The organism is Pseudomonas sp. QE6 (genome assembly GCF_041379005.1).
Taxonomy (GTDB): domain Bacteria; phylum Pseudomonadota; class Gammaproteobacteria; order Pseudomonadales; family Pseudomonadaceae; genus Pseudomonas.
On the sequence record NZ_CP166873.1, the window covers coordinates 3,228,843 to 3,245,618 of the forward strand.

Consider the following 16,776-nt stretch of genomic DNA (forward strand, 5'->3'; position numbering starts at 1 on the left):
TCGGCGCTGATGACGTAACCGGGCCGACCCCGCAGGGGCGGTCCGGCTGGTCGGAACCCTTCCGGCCGATCCGGGTCGCAACGTCCTGGAAAATTCGTAACCTCCGGTAAATCAAAGGTAAATAGCGGGTAAAGAGACTTTGCCTGCGGCCTTGCTGTGCTTATCGTTCAGCCTCGCTATCCTCTTTTCTTTTCGCCATGACGACGACCATGACCCCACGCAATGGAACGCCCTCCAAACTCCGCACCCTGCGCCCCTGGCTGTTCACCGCGATCATATTCGCCGGTGTGGTGGGGCTGATCATGTGGCTGCACTCGACGTCCAGCGGGGCGCCGGCGGCCCAGGGCGGTGGACGCGGCGGGCGGCCGAGCCCGGGGCAGATGGCGGCGGGGCAGGGTGCTGCGGTGACCGTCAGCGTCGCGCCCGCGGTCAAGGGCGACCTGCCGGTGCATTACCACGCCCTCGGCACCGTCACGGCCTACAACACGGTCAACGTACGCGCGCGGGTCAGCGGCCAGCTGGTCAAGGTGCCGTTCCAGGAAGGTCAGGAAGTTAAGGCCGGCGATGTGCTCGCGGTGATCGACCCACGTCCGTTCCAGGCCGCGCTGGACCAGGCCCAGGGCACGCTGCTGCAGAACCAGGCGCAACTGAAGAACGCGCAGATCGACCTCGCGCGCTACAAGGGCCTGTATGCCGAGGATTCCATCGCCAAGCAGACCCTGGACACCCAGGAAGCGCTGGTGCGCCAGTACGAAGGCACCCTGAAGACCAACCAGGGCCAGGTCGCCGACGCCAAGCTCAACCTCGAATTCACCCAGGTGCGCGCGCCCATCTCCGGCCGTGTCGGCCTGCGCCAGGTGGACGTGGGCAACCTGGTCACCAGCGGCGACACCACGCCGCTGGTGGTGATCACCCAGGTCAAGCCGATCTCCGTGGTGTTCAGCCTGCCGCAGCAGCAGCTCGGCACCATCGCCCGCGAGCTGTACAGCGGCAAGCCGGTGCCGGTGCAGGCGCTGGACCGCAACCAGAACCAGACCCTGGCCACTGGCGTGCTCAAGACCCTGGACAACCAGATCGACACCACCACCGGTACGGTCAAGCTCAAGGCCGGCTTCGATAACGACGATCACAAGCTGTTCCCCAACCAGTTCGTCAACGTAAGCCTGCTCGCCGAGACCCTGCAGGGCGTGCTGACCATCCCGGCCAACGCCGTGCAGCGCGGCAACGACGGCACCTACGTCTACCTGGTCGGGGAAGAGAACAAGGCCAAGCGCCAACTGGTCAGCCTGGGCACCAGCGAGAACGAGCGCGTGGTGGTGACGGAGGGCCTGAAAGAGGGTGACCACGTGGTCGTCCAGGGCACCGATCGCCTGCGCGACGGCATGCGCATGAACATCGTCGACTCCGACGAAAAGGCCCAGGAGGCTGCCGAACAGGCCGGCGACAAGAGCACCGCCAAGCCGTTCGGCTCGGACAATACGGTCCAGGACAGCGGTAAGAGCGAATGAACCCGTCACGCCTGTTCATCCTGCGGCCGGTCGCCACCACGCTGTTGATGGTGGCGATCCTGCTGTCGGGGATCATCGCCTACCGCTTCCTGCCGATCTCGGCGCTGCCGGAGGTGGACTACCCGACCATCCAGGTGGTGACCCTGTATCCCGGCGCCAGCCCGGACATCATGACTTCCTCGGTCACCGCGCCCTTGGAGAACCAGCTGGGGCAGATTCCCGGCCTCAACGAGATGTCCTCCACCAGCTCCGGCGGGGCTTCGGTGATCACCCTGCAGTTCAGCCTGCAGGTCAACCTGGACGTGGCCGAGCAGGAGGTGCAGGCGGCGATCAATACCGCGCAGAGCCTGCTGCCCAAGGACCTGCCGAACCAGCCGGTGTACAGCAAGGTGAACCCGGCGGATGCGCCGATCCTGACCCTGGCGGTGATGTCCACGGACATGCCGCTGCCGCAGATCCAGGACCTGGTGGACACCCGTCTTGCGCAGAAGATCTCGCAGATTTCCGGCGTCGGCCTGGTCAGCATCAGCGGCGGTCAGCGTCCGGCCGTGCGCATCCGCGCCAACCCCGCGGCCCTGGCGTCGGCCGGCCTGAGCCTGCAGGACCTGCAGACCACCGTCACCAACAACAACCTCAACGGCCCCAAGGGCAGCTTCGATGGCCCGACCCGTTCCTCGACCCTGGACGCCAACGACCAGCTCAAGTCCGCCGACGCCTACCGCGACCTGATCATCGCCTACAAGAATGGCTCGCCACTGCGCGTGCGCGACGTGGCGAGCGTCGAGGACGACGCCGAGAACGTGCGCCTGGCCGCCTGGGCCAACAACACCCCGGCGGTGGTGCTGAACATCCAGCGCCAGCCGGGGGCCAACGTCATCGAGGTGGTGGACAGCATCAAGAAGATGCTCCCGCAACTGCAGGCGAACCTGCCGGGCAGTCTCGAAGTGACGGTGCTCACCGACCGCACCACGACCATCCGCGCCTCGGTGGCGGACGTGCAGTTCGAACTGCTGCTCGCCGTCTGCCTGGTGGTGATGGTCACCTTCCTGTTCCTGCGCAACATTTCCGCGACCCTGATCCCCAGCTTCGCCGTGCCGCTGTCGCTGATCGGCACCTTCGGCGTGATGTACCTGGCCGGTTTCTCGATCAACAACCTGACGCTGATGGCGCTGACCATCGCCACCGGTTTCGTGGTGGACGACGCCATCGTCATGGTGGAGAACATCGCGCGCTACCTGGAGCAGGGCGACCCACCGCTGGAAGCCGCGCTCAAGGGCTCGAAACAGATCGGCTTCACCATCATCTCGCTGACCTTCTCGCTGATCGCCGTGCTGATCCCGCTGCTGTTCATGGGCGACGTGGCGGGGCGGCTGTTCCGCGAGTTCGCCATCACCCTGGCGGTGGCCATCCTGATTTCCGGCTTCGTCTCCCTGACCCTGACGCCGATGCTCAGCGCCAAGCTGCTGCGCCACGTCGAGCCGGAGAAGGAGGGGCGTTTCGCCCGCGCCGCCGGGCGCTTCATCGAGCGGATGATCGAGCGCTACGCTGCCGCCCTGCGCGTGGTCCTGCGCCATCAGGGACTGACCCTGCTGGTGGCCGTCGGCACCCTGGCGTTCACCGCGCTGCTCTATGTGGTCATGCCCAAGGGCTTCTTCCCGGTACAGGACACCGGGGTGATCCAGGGCATCGCCGAGGCGCCGCAGTCGATTTCCTTCCAGGCCATGGCGGGCCGCCAGCAGGACCTGGCCAAGGTGGTGCTGCAGGACCCGGCCGTGGAAAGCCTGTCGTCCTTCATCGGCGTCGACGGCAGCAACGCCACCCTCAACACCGGGCGCCTGCTGATCAACCTCAAGCCGCACGCGGACCGCGACGTCACCGCCAGCGAAGTGATCCAGCGCCTGCAGCCGGAGCTGGACAAGGTCCCCGGCATCCGTCTGTATCTGCAGCCGGTGCAGGACCTGACCATCGAAGACCGCGTGGCCCGCACCCAGTACCAGTTCACCCTGCAGGACGCCGACCCCGAGGTGCTCGCCGAGTGGGTGCCGAAACTGGTGGATCGCCTGGAGCAGTTGCCGGAGCTGGCCGACGTCGCCAGCGACTGGCAGGACAAGGGCCTGCAGGCCTACATCAACATCGACCGCGACACCGCCTCGCGCCTGGGCGTGAGCCTGTCGAGCATCGACAGCGTGCTGTACAACGCCTTCGGCCAGCGGCTGATCTCCACCATCTTCACCCAGGCCACCCAGTACCGTGTGGTGCTGGAGGTGGCGCCGCAATTCCAGATCGGCCCGCAGTCGCTGGACAACCTCTACGTCCCCGCCAGCGACGGCACCCAGGTGCGCCTGTCGAGCCTGGCGAAGGTCGAGGAGCGCCACACCCTGCTGGCGGTCAACCACATCGCCCAGTTCCCGGCCGCGACCATCTCCTTCAACCTGGCCAAGGGCGTCGCCCTGGGCGAGGCGGTACAGGCGATCCGCGACGTCGAGGCGCAGATGGAGCTGCCGGTGAGCCTGCAAGGCAGCTTCCGTGGCGCGGCGCAGGCGTTCGAGTCGTCGCTGTCGAACACCCTGCTGCTGGTGCTGGCGTCCATCGTCACCATGTACATCGTGCTGGGCATCCTCTACGAGAGCTTCATCCACCCGGTGACCATCCTTTCCACGCTGCCCTCGGCGGGCGTGGGCGCGCTGCTGGCGCTGATGCTGGCGGGGCAGGACATCGGCATCGTGGCGATCATCGGCATCATCCTGCTGATCGGCATCGTGAAGAAGAACGCGATCATGATGATCGACTTCGCCCTGGACGCCGAACGCAACGAGGGCAAGCCGCCCCATGAGGCGATCTACCAGGCCTGCCTGTTGCGCTTCCGGCCGATCCTGATGACCACCATGGCCGCGCTGCTCGGCGCGCTGCCGCTGATGCTCGCCGGCGGCGCCGGCGCCGAACTGCGCCAGCCGCTGGGCGTGACCATGGTCGGCGGCCTGCTGCTGAGCCAGTTGCTGACCCTGTTCACCACCCCGGTGATCTACCTGTACTTCGACCGCCTCGCCGCGCGCTGGGCCGCCTGGCGCGGCCGCCATGGGCTGGACGTGAACAGCATCGATCCGGCGGAGCGGCTCTGATGAATCTTTCGCGCCCGTTCATCCTGCGCCCGGTCGCGACCAGCCTGCTGACCCTGGCGCTGATGCTGGCCGGCATCCTGTCCTTTGGCCTGCTGCCGGTGGCGCCGCTGCCAAACGTGGATTTCCCCACCATCCTGGTGCAGGCGGCGATGCCCGGCGCCAGCCCGGAAACCATGGCCTCCACCGTGGCGACGCCGCTGGAACGCGCGCTCGGACGCATCGCCGGGGTCACCGACATGACCTCCAGCAGCTCCCTGGGCAACACCACCATCATCGTGCAGTTCGACCTGTCCAAGGACATCGACGGCGCCGCGCGCGAGGTGCAGTCGGCGATCAATGCGGCGGCGAGCCTGCTGCCCACCGGCATGCCGAACAACCCGACGTACCGCAAGGCGAACCCGTCGGACATGCCGATCATGATCCTCACCCTGACCTCGGATACCTATACCCGTGGGCAGATGTACGACCTCGCCTCGACCATCGTGTCGCCCAAGCTGGCGCAGGTGAAGGGCGTGGGGCAGGTGAGCATTGGCGGCTCCTCGCTGCCGGCGGTGCGGGTCGACGTCAACCCGGACCAGCTCAGCCAGTACGGCATTTCCCTGGACAGCGTGCGCACCGCCATCGACAACACCAATGCCGACGGGCCGAAAGGCGCGCTGGAATTCGGCGAGCGGCACTGGCAGGTGGACTCCAACGACCAGTTGCGCACGGCCAGCGAATACGCGCCGCTGATCGTCCACTACAACGCCGAGACCGGCGCGGCGGTGCGCCTGAAGGATGTGGCGAAGGTGTCCGACTCGGTGGAGGACGTGCGCAACGCCGGCTTCTCCGACAACCTGCCGGCGGTGCTGCTGATCATCACCCGCCAGCCGGGCGCCAATATCATCGAGGCCACCGACGCCATCCACGAGCAGTTGCCGATCATCCAGGACGTGCTCGGCCCGCAGGTGAAGCTCTCGGTGATGGACGACCGCAGCCCCTCGATCCGCTCCTCGCTGGATGAGGCCGAGCTGACCCTGATCATCTCGGTGATGCTGGTGATCCTGGTGGTCTACCTGTTCCTGCGCAACGGCCGCGCCACGCTGATCCCCAGCCTCGCGGTGCCGGTATCGCTGGTGGGCACCTTCGCGGTCATGTACCTGTGCGGTTTCTCGCTGAACAACCTGTCGCTGATGGCGCTGATCATCGCCACCGGCTTCGTGGTGGACGATGCCATCGTGGTGGTGGAGAACATCGCGCGGCGCATCGAGGAGGGCGACCCGCCGCTCAAGGCGGCCATTCGCGGTGCCCGCGAGGTGAGCTTCACCGTACTGTCGATGACCCTGTCGCTGGTGGCGGTGTTCATTCCGCTGCTGCTGATGGGCGGCATCACCGGGCGGCTGTTCCGCGAATTCTCGGTGACCCTGGCGGCGGCCATCCTGGTGTCGCTGGTGGTGTCCCTGACCCTCACGCCGATGCTCTGCGCGCGGCTGCTCAAGCCCATCGAGCGGCCGCAGAAGGCCTCGGTGGCACGCCAGAGCAACCGCTACTTCGTCGCCTTCATGCTGCGTTATCGCGCGAGCCTCAGCTGGGCGCTGGAGCATTCGCGGCTGATGGTGGTGATCATGCTGGGCTGCATCGCGCTGAACGTCTACCTGTTCGTGGTGGTGCCCAAGGGCTTCCTGCCGCAGCAGGATTCCGGGCGGCTGCGCGGCTTCGCGGTGGCCGACCAGAGCATCTCGTTCCAGGCGCTGGACCAGAAGATGGCCGAGTTCCGCAAGATCCTCTCCGCCGATCCGGGGGTGGAGAACGTGGTGGGCTTCGTCGGCGGCGGCAAGTGGCAGTCGAGCAACACCGGCTCCTTCTTCGTCACCCTGAAGGACATCGGCGAGCGCGACTCGGCGGACGTCATCGTCAATCGCCTGCGCAAGCAGCTGGCGAAGATTCCCGGCGCCACGCTCTACCTGCAGGCCGGCCAGGACGTGCGCATCGGCGGCCGGCAGAGCAACGCCCAGTACGAATTCACCCTGCGCAGCGACGACCTCGCCCTGCTGCGCGAGTGGGGGCCCAAGGTCGAGGCGGTGCTGAACAAGGTGCCGCAGCTGGTGGACGTCAACAGCGACGCCCAGGACAAGGGCGTGCAGAGCCGCCTGGTGATCGACCGCGACCGCGCCGCGAGCCTCGGGGTCAACGTCGCCGAGGTGGATGCGGTGCTGAACAACTCCTACGGCCAGCGCCAGGTGTCGACCATCTTCAACCCGCTGAACCAGTACCACGTGGTGATGGAGGTGGATCAGCCCTATCAGGAGTCGCCAGAAGAGTTGCGCCAGGTCTACGTGATCGGCAGCGACGGCCAGCGGGTGCCGCTGTCGGCCTTCACCCATGTGGAGCCGAGCCGCGCGCCGTTGACGGTCAACCACCAGGGGCAGTTCGCCGCGACCACCTTCTCCTTCAACCTGGCGCCCGGCGCGCTGATCGGCCCGGCCCGCGATGCGGTGATGGCGGCGCTGGAGCCGCTGCACCTGCCCATCGACATCCAGGCCACCTTCGAAGGCAACGCCGGCGCGGTGCAGGACACCCAGAACAACATGCCCTGGCTGATCCTGCTGGCGCTGGTGTCGGTGTACATCGTGCTCGGCATCCTCTACGAGAGCTACGTGCACCCGCTGACCATCCTCTCGACGCTGCCTTCCGCCGGCGTCGGCGCGCTGCTCACGCTGATGCTGTTCCGCACCGAGCTGTCGCTGATCGCGCTGATCGGGGTGATCCTGCTAATCGGCATCGTGAAGAAGAACGCGATCATGATGATCGACTTCGCCCTCGACGCCGAACGTACTCTCGGGCTGTCGCCGCGCGACGCGATCCTGGAAGCCTGCATGAAGCGCTTCCGGCCGATCATGATGACCACCCTGGCCGCCATCCTGGGCGCGCTGCCGCTGATCTTCGGCGTCGGCGGCGATGCCGCGCTGCGCCGCCCGTTGGGCATGACCATCGTCGGCGGCCTGATCGGCAGCCAGTTGCTGACCCTGTACACCACCCCCGTCGTCTACCTCTACCTCGACCGCCTGCGCCATTGGGTCAACCAGAAGCGTGGCGTGCGCACCGACGGCGCCCTGGAGACACCCGTATGATCCGCTCTCGTTCAATTCTTCCCTTGGCGCTGGCCGTGGCCCTGGCCGGTTGTACCATCGGCCCGGACTACCAGCGTCCCGAGCTGACGGTCCCCGCCAGCTTCAAGGAGGGCGAGGGCTGGCAGTTGGCCAAGCCCCAGGACGGCTTCAACCATGGCGCCTGGTGGGAGCTGTATGGCGATGCCACGCTGAACGACCTGCAGACGCGCCTGGTCGCCGCCAACCAGACCCTGGCGCAGTCGGTGGCGTCCTATCGCCAGGCCCGCGCGCTGGCCAAGGGCGCGCGCGCCTCGTTCTTCCCCACCATCAGCGCCGACGCCGGCAAGACGCGTTCGGGCCAGGGCACCGGCAGCGGCGGCAGCGTGCGCCTGCCCGATGGCTCCACCGTGGCCAGCGGTGGTGGCGGCGGTATTTCCAACAGCTACGACGCCAGCCTCGGCGTGAGCTGGGAGCTGGACCTGTGGGGCAAGCTGCGCCGCCAGCTGGAAGCCGACACCGCGAGCATGGACGCCAGCGCCGCGGACCTGGCCGCCTCGCGCCTGTCCTTGCAGTCGGAGCTGACCCAGGACTACCTGCAACTGCGGGTGATGGACCGGCAGATCAAGCTGCTCAACGACACCGTGGTCGCCTATGAGCGCTCGCTGAAGCTTACCGAGAACCAGTACAACGCCGGCATCGTCACCAAGGCCGACGTGGCCCAGGCGCGCACCCAGCTGAAAAGCACCGAGGCCCAGGCCATCGACCTGAAATACCAGCGCGCCCAGCTGGAGCACGCCATCGCCGTGCTGGTCGGGGTGCCGCCGGCGCAGTTCTCCCTGGCCGCCGTGGACGCCGTCCCTGCGCTGCCGCAGGTGCCGGCGCTGCTGCCGTCGGAGCTGTTGCAGCGTCGCCCGGACGTGGCCTCGGCCGAGCGCCAGGTGATCGCCGCCAATGCCAAGATCGGCGTGGCCAAGGCCGCCTGGTTCCCCGACCTGACCCTCACCGCCGCCGGCGGCTACCGCAGCGGCAGCTTCCAGAACTGGATCGAGACGCCCAACCGCTACTGGTCCATCGGCCCGCAGTTCGCCATGACCCTGTTCGACGGCGGCCTGATCGCCTCGCAGGTGGAGCAGGCCGAGGCCAGCTACGACCAGACCGTGGCCAGCTACCGGCAGACCGTGCTCGACAGCTTCCGCGAAGTGGAGGACTACATGGTCCAGCTCAAGGTGCTGGAGGAGGAGAGCGGCGTGCAGCAGGAAGCGCTGGACGCCGCCCGCGAGGCACTGCGCCTGACCTTCAACCAGTACAAGGCCGGCACCATCGACTACAGCAACGTGGTCACCACCCAGACCAGCGCGCTGTCCAACGAGCGCACCCTGCTCACCCTGCAGGGCAGCCGGCTGACCGCCAGCGTGCAACTGATCGCCGCCCTGGGCGGTGGTTGGGATGCGGCGAAGATTGCCGAGGAAGGCCAGGCGGTACGGGACTGATCCGCCCTCTGGCGTCGATCAGCGCGCTCAGCGGGACACCCGACGGGTTGTCCCGATGGCTTAGCCGCGGAAGCGGCGAGCGGTGGTGTAGCTGCGCTCCCAGTAGCTGTTGTCCAGGGAGTCCTGGCGGATACGCTCGCCGGAGCTGGGCGCATGGATGAACTGGTCGTTGCCGATGTACAGCCCGACGTGGCTGGTGCGGCCGCGGCCGTTGTGATTGAAGAAGACGGCATCGCCCGGCTTCAGTTCGTCGCGGCCGACGCGCGTGCCGCCGGCCCGGATCATTTCTTCGGTCGTACGCGGCAGCTTCGTGCCCGCCTGGGTACGGAACAGGTAGACCAGCAGGCCGCTGCAATCGAAACCGCCCGTCACCGAGCTACCGCCGCTGCGGTAGGGGACGCCGATCAACTGCCGGGCACGGGCGACCACGCGGGAGTCGCTGGCGACGGTCTTGTAGCCGTGGGCCACCTTTACGGACTCCCTGGCCTCGCACAGCGGAGCCGCGAGGGTGACCATCAGGATCATGTTGAGGAGGAAGAGCGGGCGCATCGTTCATACATCGTGTGGCAGGGGTGAAACGGAGCGCTATCTTAGGATCCTCTCTGAGGACAGGGACGAGGCAATTTGCCTGATCCGTGTAGGCCTTTTCTGATTTGAAAACCATGGGTGACCCGGGTTCACTTCTTTGCCGGTTCACCCGCTGAACCGTCGTGCCGTGGTGCAGCTGCGCCGCCAGTAACCGTTGTCCATCGAATCGATGCGGTTGGCGATGCTGCCGTACAGGTACACCAGCAGGCCGCTACTGTCGAAACCTTCCCCAGGCCCTCACCGCCCCAGCGATAGGGTTGGTGAGCGGGGCGCACATCGATTCACCTTGCGGTGAGTGAGCGGGACGGGTGTCATCCTGGGAATGGGCAGGGAAATCGAATGCAGGATTTCTCCAGTGCCCATGAAGGCGTTTTCCACTGGGGACCAGTGGTCGCTCAGCGCTGGAAGTCGTAGGCGCGTTCGACCCGGCAGACCCGCACCTGGAAGGCCTCGTACCACTCCCGCCGCCCGCGCTGCTGGGCGCTGCGGTGCTCGCACAGGTTTCGCCAGCGGCCGATGGCGGCTTCATCGCGCCAGTAGGACACCGTGATGCCGAGTCCATCGGCGCCTCGCGCGGATTCGACGCCGAGGAAACCTTCCTGCTCGGCGGCCAGTTCCAGCATGCGTGTGGCGGTGTCGGCGTAACCCTCGCCCTGCTTGCTGCGCAGGGAGGTGAAGACCACGGCGTAATAGGGCGGCTGGGGGGTCTTGGCGATCATGCGGGGCTCCCGACAGCGGCGGCTGCGTATTCGAAGGCGGCGGCCAGGAAGGCCTGGGCCAGCGGCACGCCGACGCCGGCGAGCGCCTTGCGCTCGGGCTGGAACAGGGTGGCGAGGAAGAACGGGTGGTCCGTGGCTTCCAGCGCGCGGATGCTGCCGTCCTCACCGTGGGCGCTGGCCCGCAGCGAGTCGCCGAACAGCGCGTCCTGGAACGCGGGGTTCACCCCGTAGCTGCAGCGATAGCCTTCGCGGATGCTCGGCAGGCCGTAGATCGCCGCCAGGCGCGAGCCAGGACGCAGCGCGATGGTTTCGCTGACTTCCACCAGCGAGCAGGGCAGGGCATGGATCACCGGGCGCTCGGCGTCCGGGTCGGTCTCGCCGTGGGCGGCATCCCGCCAGCCGAGGACCTGGCGGGCGCGCTCCAGCAGCGCGTGCTGGAAGCCGCCGCAGGTGCCGAGGAACGGAACGTCGTGCGTACGGGCGTAGGTGATGGCGCGCAGCGCTCCCTCGGTATCGAGATAGGGGCTGCCGGGGATGCACCAGAAACCGGAGTAGGCGTGCAGCGGCAGGCCGGCCGCCAGGCGCGGGGTGTCCAGCCAGTCGACGCGCAGGGTGCCGCTGTGGGGCAGCAGCGACTGCTGCAGCGCCAGGGGAATCGCCCAGTGCGCGATGACGCGACTGTCACGGTCGCCGATCAAGCCGATGCGCAGACCCTTGCGTTGCCGCCTCATGTTTCGCTCCCCTTTGCGCCGTGGCCCATTGGCGGGCCGATGGGAGCAATTTATAGTTGCGCTGGTGCAACCAAAATTGGCGGTTGTGCAATGCCGGAGTGCGTCTATGCAATATCGTCTCGAGTACGCCGATCTCGCCCTGGTACTGGCGCTGGTGCGCGGCGGCAGCCTGGCCCGGGCGGCGGAGTTGCTGGACGTGGATGTCTCCACGGTGTTCCGCGCCGTGCGTCGGCTGGAGAAGGCGCTGGGCACCGCGTTGTTCGAAAAGGGCCGCCACGGCTACCTGCCGACCGCCACCGCGCAACAGGTCGCCAGCCAGGCGGAGCTGGCCGAGCAGGCGCTGGAGGCCGCGCGGTTGAGCCTGGAACAGGGACACGACGTGCTCAGCGGCACCGTGCGCCTGACCTGCTCCGACACCGTGCTGCAAGGTCTGCTGCTGCCGGCGCTGGCGCGCTTCATGAAGCGCTACCCGGCGCTCAACCTGGAACTGACCACCTCCAACGCCTTCGCCAACCTCAGCCGCCGTGACGCCGACATTGCCCTGCGCCTGACCAGCTCGCCACCGGAGCACCTGGTCGGGCGCAACCTGGGCGATGTGCACTACGTCCTCTGCGCCCACCGCGACTACCTCGCCGAGCAAGGCAAGCGGCCCTGGCAGGATATGAGCTGGATTGCGCCGGACGACTTCCTGCCCGACCACTCCAGCGTCGCCTGGCGCCGCCAGGCGTTTCCGGCAGTGATCCCGGCCTACCGCTGCAACAGCATGCTTTCGGTGCTCGACCTGTGTCGCGCGGGCCTGGGCCTGGCGGCGCTGCCCGCTTTCCTGCTGCGCCCCGGTGATGGCCTGCGGGTGCTGGAGGGCGAGCTGCCGGGGTGCAGCACCCACCTGTGGCTGCTGACGCGCCCGGACTGCCGCGCACTGCGCGCGGTGGTGACGCTGTTCGAGGAGTTGGCCGGCAATCTGTCCATGACTCCACGGACCGGGGACGGTGGCCAGGGCTAGCGTTTTCGCCGGCACCTTTGCTGAGGTCGCTGAAACGAAAGGCCCGCTTGAAGCGGGGCCTGTGCGAATTACCAGTGGCGATAGCGCCCCGGCGGACCGTAGTAAGCCGGTCCGTAGTAGCGGGGCGCATAGTAACGGGGCGCATAGTAGCGTGGGCCGTAATAGCGGGGCCCCGGCACGACCACGACCGGGCGGTAGACCGGCACCGGCTGGTAGTACACCGGTGGCGGTGGATAGTAGGCCACCGGGGGCGGTGCGTAGTACGGCGCCGGTGGTGGCGCGTAGTAGGGGCCCGGAGACGAGCCGGCGACGATCGCCCCGCCGACCACGGCGCCGACTACCGCGCCGATGGCGGCGGCATCGCTGTTGCTGTTGGCCGCTGCCTGTCCGGCGAGGGCCAGGCAACCGCAGAGTACGGCGAACCGGGGAAGGCGGCGAAGCATGATGTACCTCCTGGGGGACCCGGCATGGAGTCCGATATCCATGAGACATCCGCCCGCGGAGATTGGTAAGGCCAGCCAGTGTAAAGGTTGTGTAAAAGGCACCGCGCGGCTCTGCGCCGGGCTTCCCGTGCATCAGGTTGCAATACTTCACTGCCCCGCCCGGGACGCCAGGCTGGTAAGGTGGCGCCCTCATGCGTTTCACGCGTTTCACAAACTCACCCTCAGGGAGACTTTCCATGCCCTTGAACCGAGTGACCCTGCTGTCGCTTTTCGCCGTGGCCGCGCTGGCCGGTTGCAGCGCCAAGGACACTTCGTCCGATGCTGCCTCGCCATCTCCGTCGGCGCCTTCCGCCAGCTGTGACGCCAAGGCCGTGCAGGCGCTGGTCGGCAAGACCATCGACCCGACCCTGACCGAGCAGGCCCGCCGCGATGCCGGCGCCAGCGTGGCGCGTGTGCTGCGCCCGCATCAGCCGGTCACCATGGAGTACAACTCCCAGCGCCTGAATATCGATGTGGACGATCATCAGGTGGTGCAGCAGGTCAACTGCGGCTGATCCGCTGTTCTTGAAAAAAGCCCCGCCAGTGCGGGGCTTTTTTGTTGGGATTGTGTTCGCGAGCAAGCGCGCTCCTACAGGTTGGCGACAAGCTCAAGCGTTTCCCTGTCAGCGCGGATTTCGCCGCGATGGATTTCGCGGACAAGGTCCGCTCATGCGAAAAGCGGTTTCCAGAGAAATATCCGCGCGCACCGGAGCGCCCCTTCAGGAGGCCGAGTGGAATCGGAGTTTCAGGGGTTGAGCGGCATGGATGCCGCGAGAGCGTCGTTGGGCCATGGATGGCCCGTCGACGCGTGCCCCTGAAACTTCGATGGAGCGAGGGAACCCCGGCGAAGCCGGGGCCGGATGATGGGGCAAGACCTTTGCCTCCTTTGGGTCGTTTGCCAAAGGAGGTCGCCCGAGGGGGCGAAACAAAATCTTTCAGCACACGCCGAAGCGGCGCTGAAACACCCAAAGCCAAAGCGGCGGATAACGCCTTAGGCGTTATCCGCCCTACGCCAACGGGGAACTCTGCCGCTTCAGAGCGCCGAGAACCGCTGCCCCAGCCCGCTCTCGCGGAAGTGTTCCACCACATGCTCGACGAACACGCGGGTCTTGGCCGGCAGCAGCTTCTGCGCGGCGTAGTAGATGGCGGTGTTGCCAGCATCCACGTACCACTCCGGCAGCACCCGGAGCAGCCGGCCATCGTCCAGATAGGGCAGCGCGTGCTGCATGCTGACCAGGGTGATGCCCAGCCCCTTGAGGGCGGCGAAGCAGGCCGCTTCCGGGTCGCTCAGGGTCATGCGCTCCTTCAGGGCGATGGGCGCCTGGGCGTGCTGGCGGTTGACCAGCGGCCAGGGTCGCACCCGGCCGGTCTGCGGCGAGCGGATGCGGATGCCGTCATGGCTGGGCAGGTCGCTCGGATAGCGGATCGGCGGATGGGCGTCGAGATAGGCCGGCGAGGCCAGCAGCACCAGGTGCGCCGGCGACAGCTTGCGCGCCACGACGCCGGGCGGCAGTTCGAAGCCGCCGCCGATGGCCGCGTCGAAGCCTTCGGCGATCAGGTCGACCTGGCGGTTGTCGAAGTGCCAGTCCGGGCGGATCGCCGGGTAGCGCTCGAGGAAGTCCGGCAGCAGCGGCAGGATGTAGTCGCGGCCGAACACCAGCCCCATGCTCACCTTCAGCACGCCGCTGGGCTGGCCATCGGCGCTGGCCAGGTTGGCGATGGCGCTCTGCAGGCTCGCCAGGCCGCCGCTGGCTTCGAGAAGGAAGCGCTCCCCGGCCTCGGTCAGTGTCAGGCTGCGGGTGCTGCGCTGGAACAGCCGTACCCCCAGGTTGGTTTCCAGCCGGGCGACGCTCTTGCTCACCCCCGCCGGCGTCAGGCCCATGCGTCGCGCGGCGGCGGCGAAGCTGCCGGCCTCGGCGCTGCGCACGAAGCATTCGATACTGATCAGGCTTTCCATGAAGCTATTCCGGACATTCTGTATCGACTGAATATAGCGATTACTGGCTACTGCGGAAGTGCCTGGGGGAGGAGACTGGCTCTGTCGAACTTATCCCCACCCCACAAACGGAGTCCCACCCCATGAGCACTACTCAACCCCTCGCCGGCAAAGTCGCTTTCGTTCAAGGCGGTTCCCGTGGCATCGGCGCCGCCATCGTGCAACGCCTGGCCAATGAAGGCGCCGCCGTGGCCTTCACCTACGTCAGCTCCGCGCAGAAGGCCGAAGACCTCGCCGCCAGCATCGAAGCCAGCGGCGGCCGCGCCCTGGCGATCAAGGCCGACAGCGCCGACGCCGCCTCCGTGCAGGCCGCCATCGACAGTGCCGCCCAGCGTTTCGGCCGTATCGACATCCTGGTGAACAACGCCGGTGTGCTGGCCATCGCCCCGCTGGAAGACTTCAACCTGGACGACTTCGACCGCACCCTGGCGGTGAACGTGCGCAGTGTCTTCGTCGCCACCCAGACTGCCGCGCGGCACATGGGCGAGGGCGGCCGGATCATCACCATCGGCAGCACCAACGCCGATCGCATGCCCTTTGGCGGTGGTGCCGTGTATGCCATGAGCAAGTCGGCGATCGTCGGCCTGACCAAGGGCCTCGCCCGTGACCTCGGTTCGCGCGGCATCACCGTGAACAACGTGCAGCCCGGCCCGGTGGACACCGACATGAACCCGGCGGACAGCGACTTCGCGGCATCCCTGATGGACCTGATGGCGGTCGGCCGTTACGGCCGTGCGGAAGAAGTCGCCGCTTTCGTCGCCTACCTGGCGGGCCCGGAAGCCGGCTATATCACTGGCGCCAGCCTGACCATCGACGGCGGTTTCGCGGCCTGATCGGTTGACCAGGTGTTGAACACCGGCCCGGAGCGCAAGCTGCCGGGCCGGTTTCATTGCTGGATCACGTGCGGTCGCGGCTCTGGATGTTCCAGTGCGGCGCCGTGGCGGCGAGTTTCTCCGAGAGCATCTCCACCTGTTCGTACAGGCGCAGCGTCAGCCAGTAGAAGCCTTGCTTCTCGAAGGAGTCGGTGAGGTTCTGCGGGCGCGCGGGGAGGTGCTCCAGGCCCTGGCACGCCTGCACCAGCTTGCTGGTGCGGCTGAACTTCAGGGCATGGGCCGATTGCAGCAGCAGGCGGCCGATCAGTTGCCGGTGATGGTCCAGGCTCGACGGCACCGGTTCGATCTCGCCGGCCTGGGCGGCGAACTGGCGCGAGGCGATCAGCGATTCGAGGGTACCCATCACGGCGCGGTGGATGCGCTGGATGATCTCCAGGTCGCGCAGCGGCATCCCGGTCTCCCGCGCCACCGGCCCCAGGTGCGCGCGGGAGGCCACCAGGCGGTGGTCCAGTTCTTCCAGCTGGCGGGCGAAATGCTCAGGGGTGAAGTCGTGGTTGGACGACAGCTGCCCGTACATCCGCGCGCAGGCCCGAAGGTTGTCCGAGAGCAGGTAGCGCCAGACGTAGACCGCCCGCAGCGGGTAGATCTGCGAGAAGAGCAGGGCGATGGCGACCCCGATCAATACGTTGGCCGAGCGCCACAGGCCTTCGGTGAAGCCGGTTTCCCCCGGGCCCGCGACGATGCACAGGGTGATCCCCGCGAGCAGCGCCACGTAGCCGGGGCGGCGGATGGCGAAGAAGGCCGAGGCGGCGCCGAATACCGACATCAACACGTAGGCCAGGAGCTGTGAGCGGGTCTGGTCGTAGACGGCGATCACGCACAGGCCCAGCGCCGCGCCGACCAGGGTGCCGACGATCCGCTCGTAGGACTTGCCGCGAATGGTGCCCTGGTGCACCAGACCGCCCATCACCACCAGTACCGTCACCGAGGACCAGAGACCATGGGGCAGCTTGAGCGCGCTGGTCAGCAGCATCGAGGCCAGCAGCGCCAGCCCGACCCGGATGCAGTGGATCCAGGCGGCGTAGCGGTAGCGGGTGTAGGGGTTGGCCAGGCGGCGGAAGGGCAGGCTGAGGATCGACGGGTGCTTCGCCAAGGGAAGCGGCTCCTGTGCGGGCGGTGGCGATACGGCAAGGTTAGCCGCTCCCGCTGGCGGCGGTA

At 67.3% G+C, this 16,776-nt stretch carries 13 protein-coding genes; 7 read left to right on the forward strand and 6 right to left on the reverse strand.

The genetic code is table 11. The features are described from left to right. Window positions 1-209: 209 nt before the first annotated feature. The 4 genes from ACAW63_RS15015 to ACAW63_RS15030 are packed head-to-tail and all read left to right on the forward strand — an operon-like array spanning window position 210 to window position 9,206. The gene (locus tag ACAW63_RS15015; protein ID WP_371226396.1) at window positions 210-1,508 is read left to right on the forward strand and encodes an MdtA/MuxA family multidrug efflux RND transporter periplasmic adaptor subunit; all 1,299 of its coding nucleotides are present in this window, start codon (window positions 210-212) and stop codon (window positions 1,506-1,508) included. Next, window positions 1,505-4,627: an MdtB/MuxB family multidrug efflux RND transporter permease subunit gene (locus tag ACAW63_RS15020; protein WP_371226398.1), complete on the forward strand. Its 3,123-nt coding sequence runs from the start codon at window positions 1,505-1,507 to the stop codon at window positions 4,625-4,627. The genes ACAW63_RS15015 and ACAW63_RS15020 overlap by 4 nt, the downstream gene beginning before the upstream one ends. After that, on the forward strand, window positions 4,627-7,737 hold the full coding sequence (locus tag ACAW63_RS15025; protein WP_371226400.1) for a multidrug efflux RND transporter permease subunit: 3,111 nt from the start codon (window positions 4,627-4,629) through the stop codon (window positions 7,735-7,737). The genes ACAW63_RS15020 and ACAW63_RS15025 overlap by 1 nt, the downstream gene beginning before the upstream one ends. Next, window positions 7,734-9,206 (forward strand): efflux transporter outer membrane subunit, encoded by a 1,473-nt coding sequence (locus tag ACAW63_RS15030; protein ID WP_371226402.1) that lies wholly within the window; start codon window positions 7,734-7,736, stop codon window positions 9,204-9,206. The genes ACAW63_RS15025 and ACAW63_RS15030 overlap by 4 nt, the downstream gene beginning before the upstream one ends. 60 nt (window positions 9,207-9,266) lie before the next feature. Here the strand turns inward: ACAW63_RS15030 and ACAW63_RS15035 are convergent, their stop codons facing one another. The 3 genes from ACAW63_RS15035 to ACAW63_RS15045 form a co-directional block, all read right to left on the reverse strand. After that, window positions 9,267-9,755 carry a C40 family peptidase gene (locus ACAW63_RS15035; RefSeq protein ID WP_371226404.1) on the reverse strand — a complete coding sequence of 163 codons (489 nt, stop codon included), beginning with the start codon at window positions 9,753-9,755 and terminating at the stop codon, window positions 9,267-9,269. A gap of 434 nt (window positions 9,756-10,189) precedes the next feature. Next, on the reverse strand, window positions 10,190-10,513 hold the full coding sequence (locus ACAW63_RS15040) for an antibiotic biosynthesis monooxygenase (protein WP_371226406.1): 324 nt from the start codon (window positions 10,511-10,513) through the stop codon (window positions 10,190-10,192). After that, entirely contained in the window at window positions 10,510-11,244 is a 735-nt protein-coding gene (locus ACAW63_RS15045; protein WP_371226408.1) for a hypothetical protein, read from the reverse strand. Before ACAW63_RS15045 ends, ACAW63_RS15040 begins: the two co-directional genes overlap by 4 nt. 85 nt (window positions 11,245-11,329) lie before the next feature. Here ACAW63_RS15045 and ACAW63_RS15050 point away from each other — a divergent pair, with 85 nt between their 5' ends. Beyond that, window positions 11,330-12,247, forward strand: a complete 918-nt coding sequence (locus ACAW63_RS15050) for a LysR family transcriptional regulator (protein WP_371234683.1) — start codon at window positions 11,330-11,332, stop codon at window positions 12,245-12,247. 68 nt (window positions 12,248-12,315) lie between these two features. Here the strand turns inward: ACAW63_RS15050 and ACAW63_RS15055 are convergent, their stop codons facing one another. Beyond that, window positions 12,316-12,690, reverse strand: coding sequence for a hypothetical protein (locus ACAW63_RS15055; protein WP_371226410.1), 375 nt, complete (start codon window positions 12,688-12,690; stop codon window positions 12,316-12,318). A gap of 236 nt (window positions 12,691-12,926) precedes the next feature. Between ACAW63_RS15055 and ACAW63_RS15060 the strand changes: the two genes are divergently transcribed. Continuing rightward, the gene (locus ACAW63_RS15060; protein WP_371226412.1) at window positions 12,927-13,244 is read left to right on the forward strand and encodes an I78 family peptidase inhibitor; all 318 of its coding nucleotides are present in this window, start codon (window positions 12,927-12,929) and stop codon (window positions 13,242-13,244) included. Between the two features lie 518 nt (window positions 13,245-13,762). On the opposite strand, the gene ACAW63_RS15065 is transcribed toward ACAW63_RS15060, so the two are convergent. Continuing rightward, window positions 13,763-14,686, reverse strand: coding sequence for a LysR family transcriptional regulator (locus ACAW63_RS15065; protein ID WP_371226414.1), 924 nt, complete (start codon window positions 14,684-14,686; stop codon window positions 13,763-13,765). Between the two features lie 122 nt (window positions 14,687-14,808). Here ACAW63_RS15065 and ACAW63_RS15070 point away from each other — a divergent pair, with 122 nt between their 5' ends. Continuing rightward, window positions 14,809-15,558, forward strand: a complete 750-nt coding sequence (locus ACAW63_RS15070; RefSeq protein WP_371226416.1) for a 3-oxoacyl-ACP reductase family protein — start codon at window positions 14,809-14,811, stop codon at window positions 15,556-15,558. Between the two features lie 64 nt (window positions 15,559-15,622). Here the strand turns inward: ACAW63_RS15070 and ACAW63_RS15075 are convergent, their stop codons facing one another. After that, entirely contained in the window at window positions 15,623-16,711 is a 1,089-nt protein-coding gene (locus tag ACAW63_RS15075; protein WP_275607793.1) for an FUSC family protein, read from the reverse strand. Window positions 16,712-16,776: the final 65 nt, after the last annotated feature.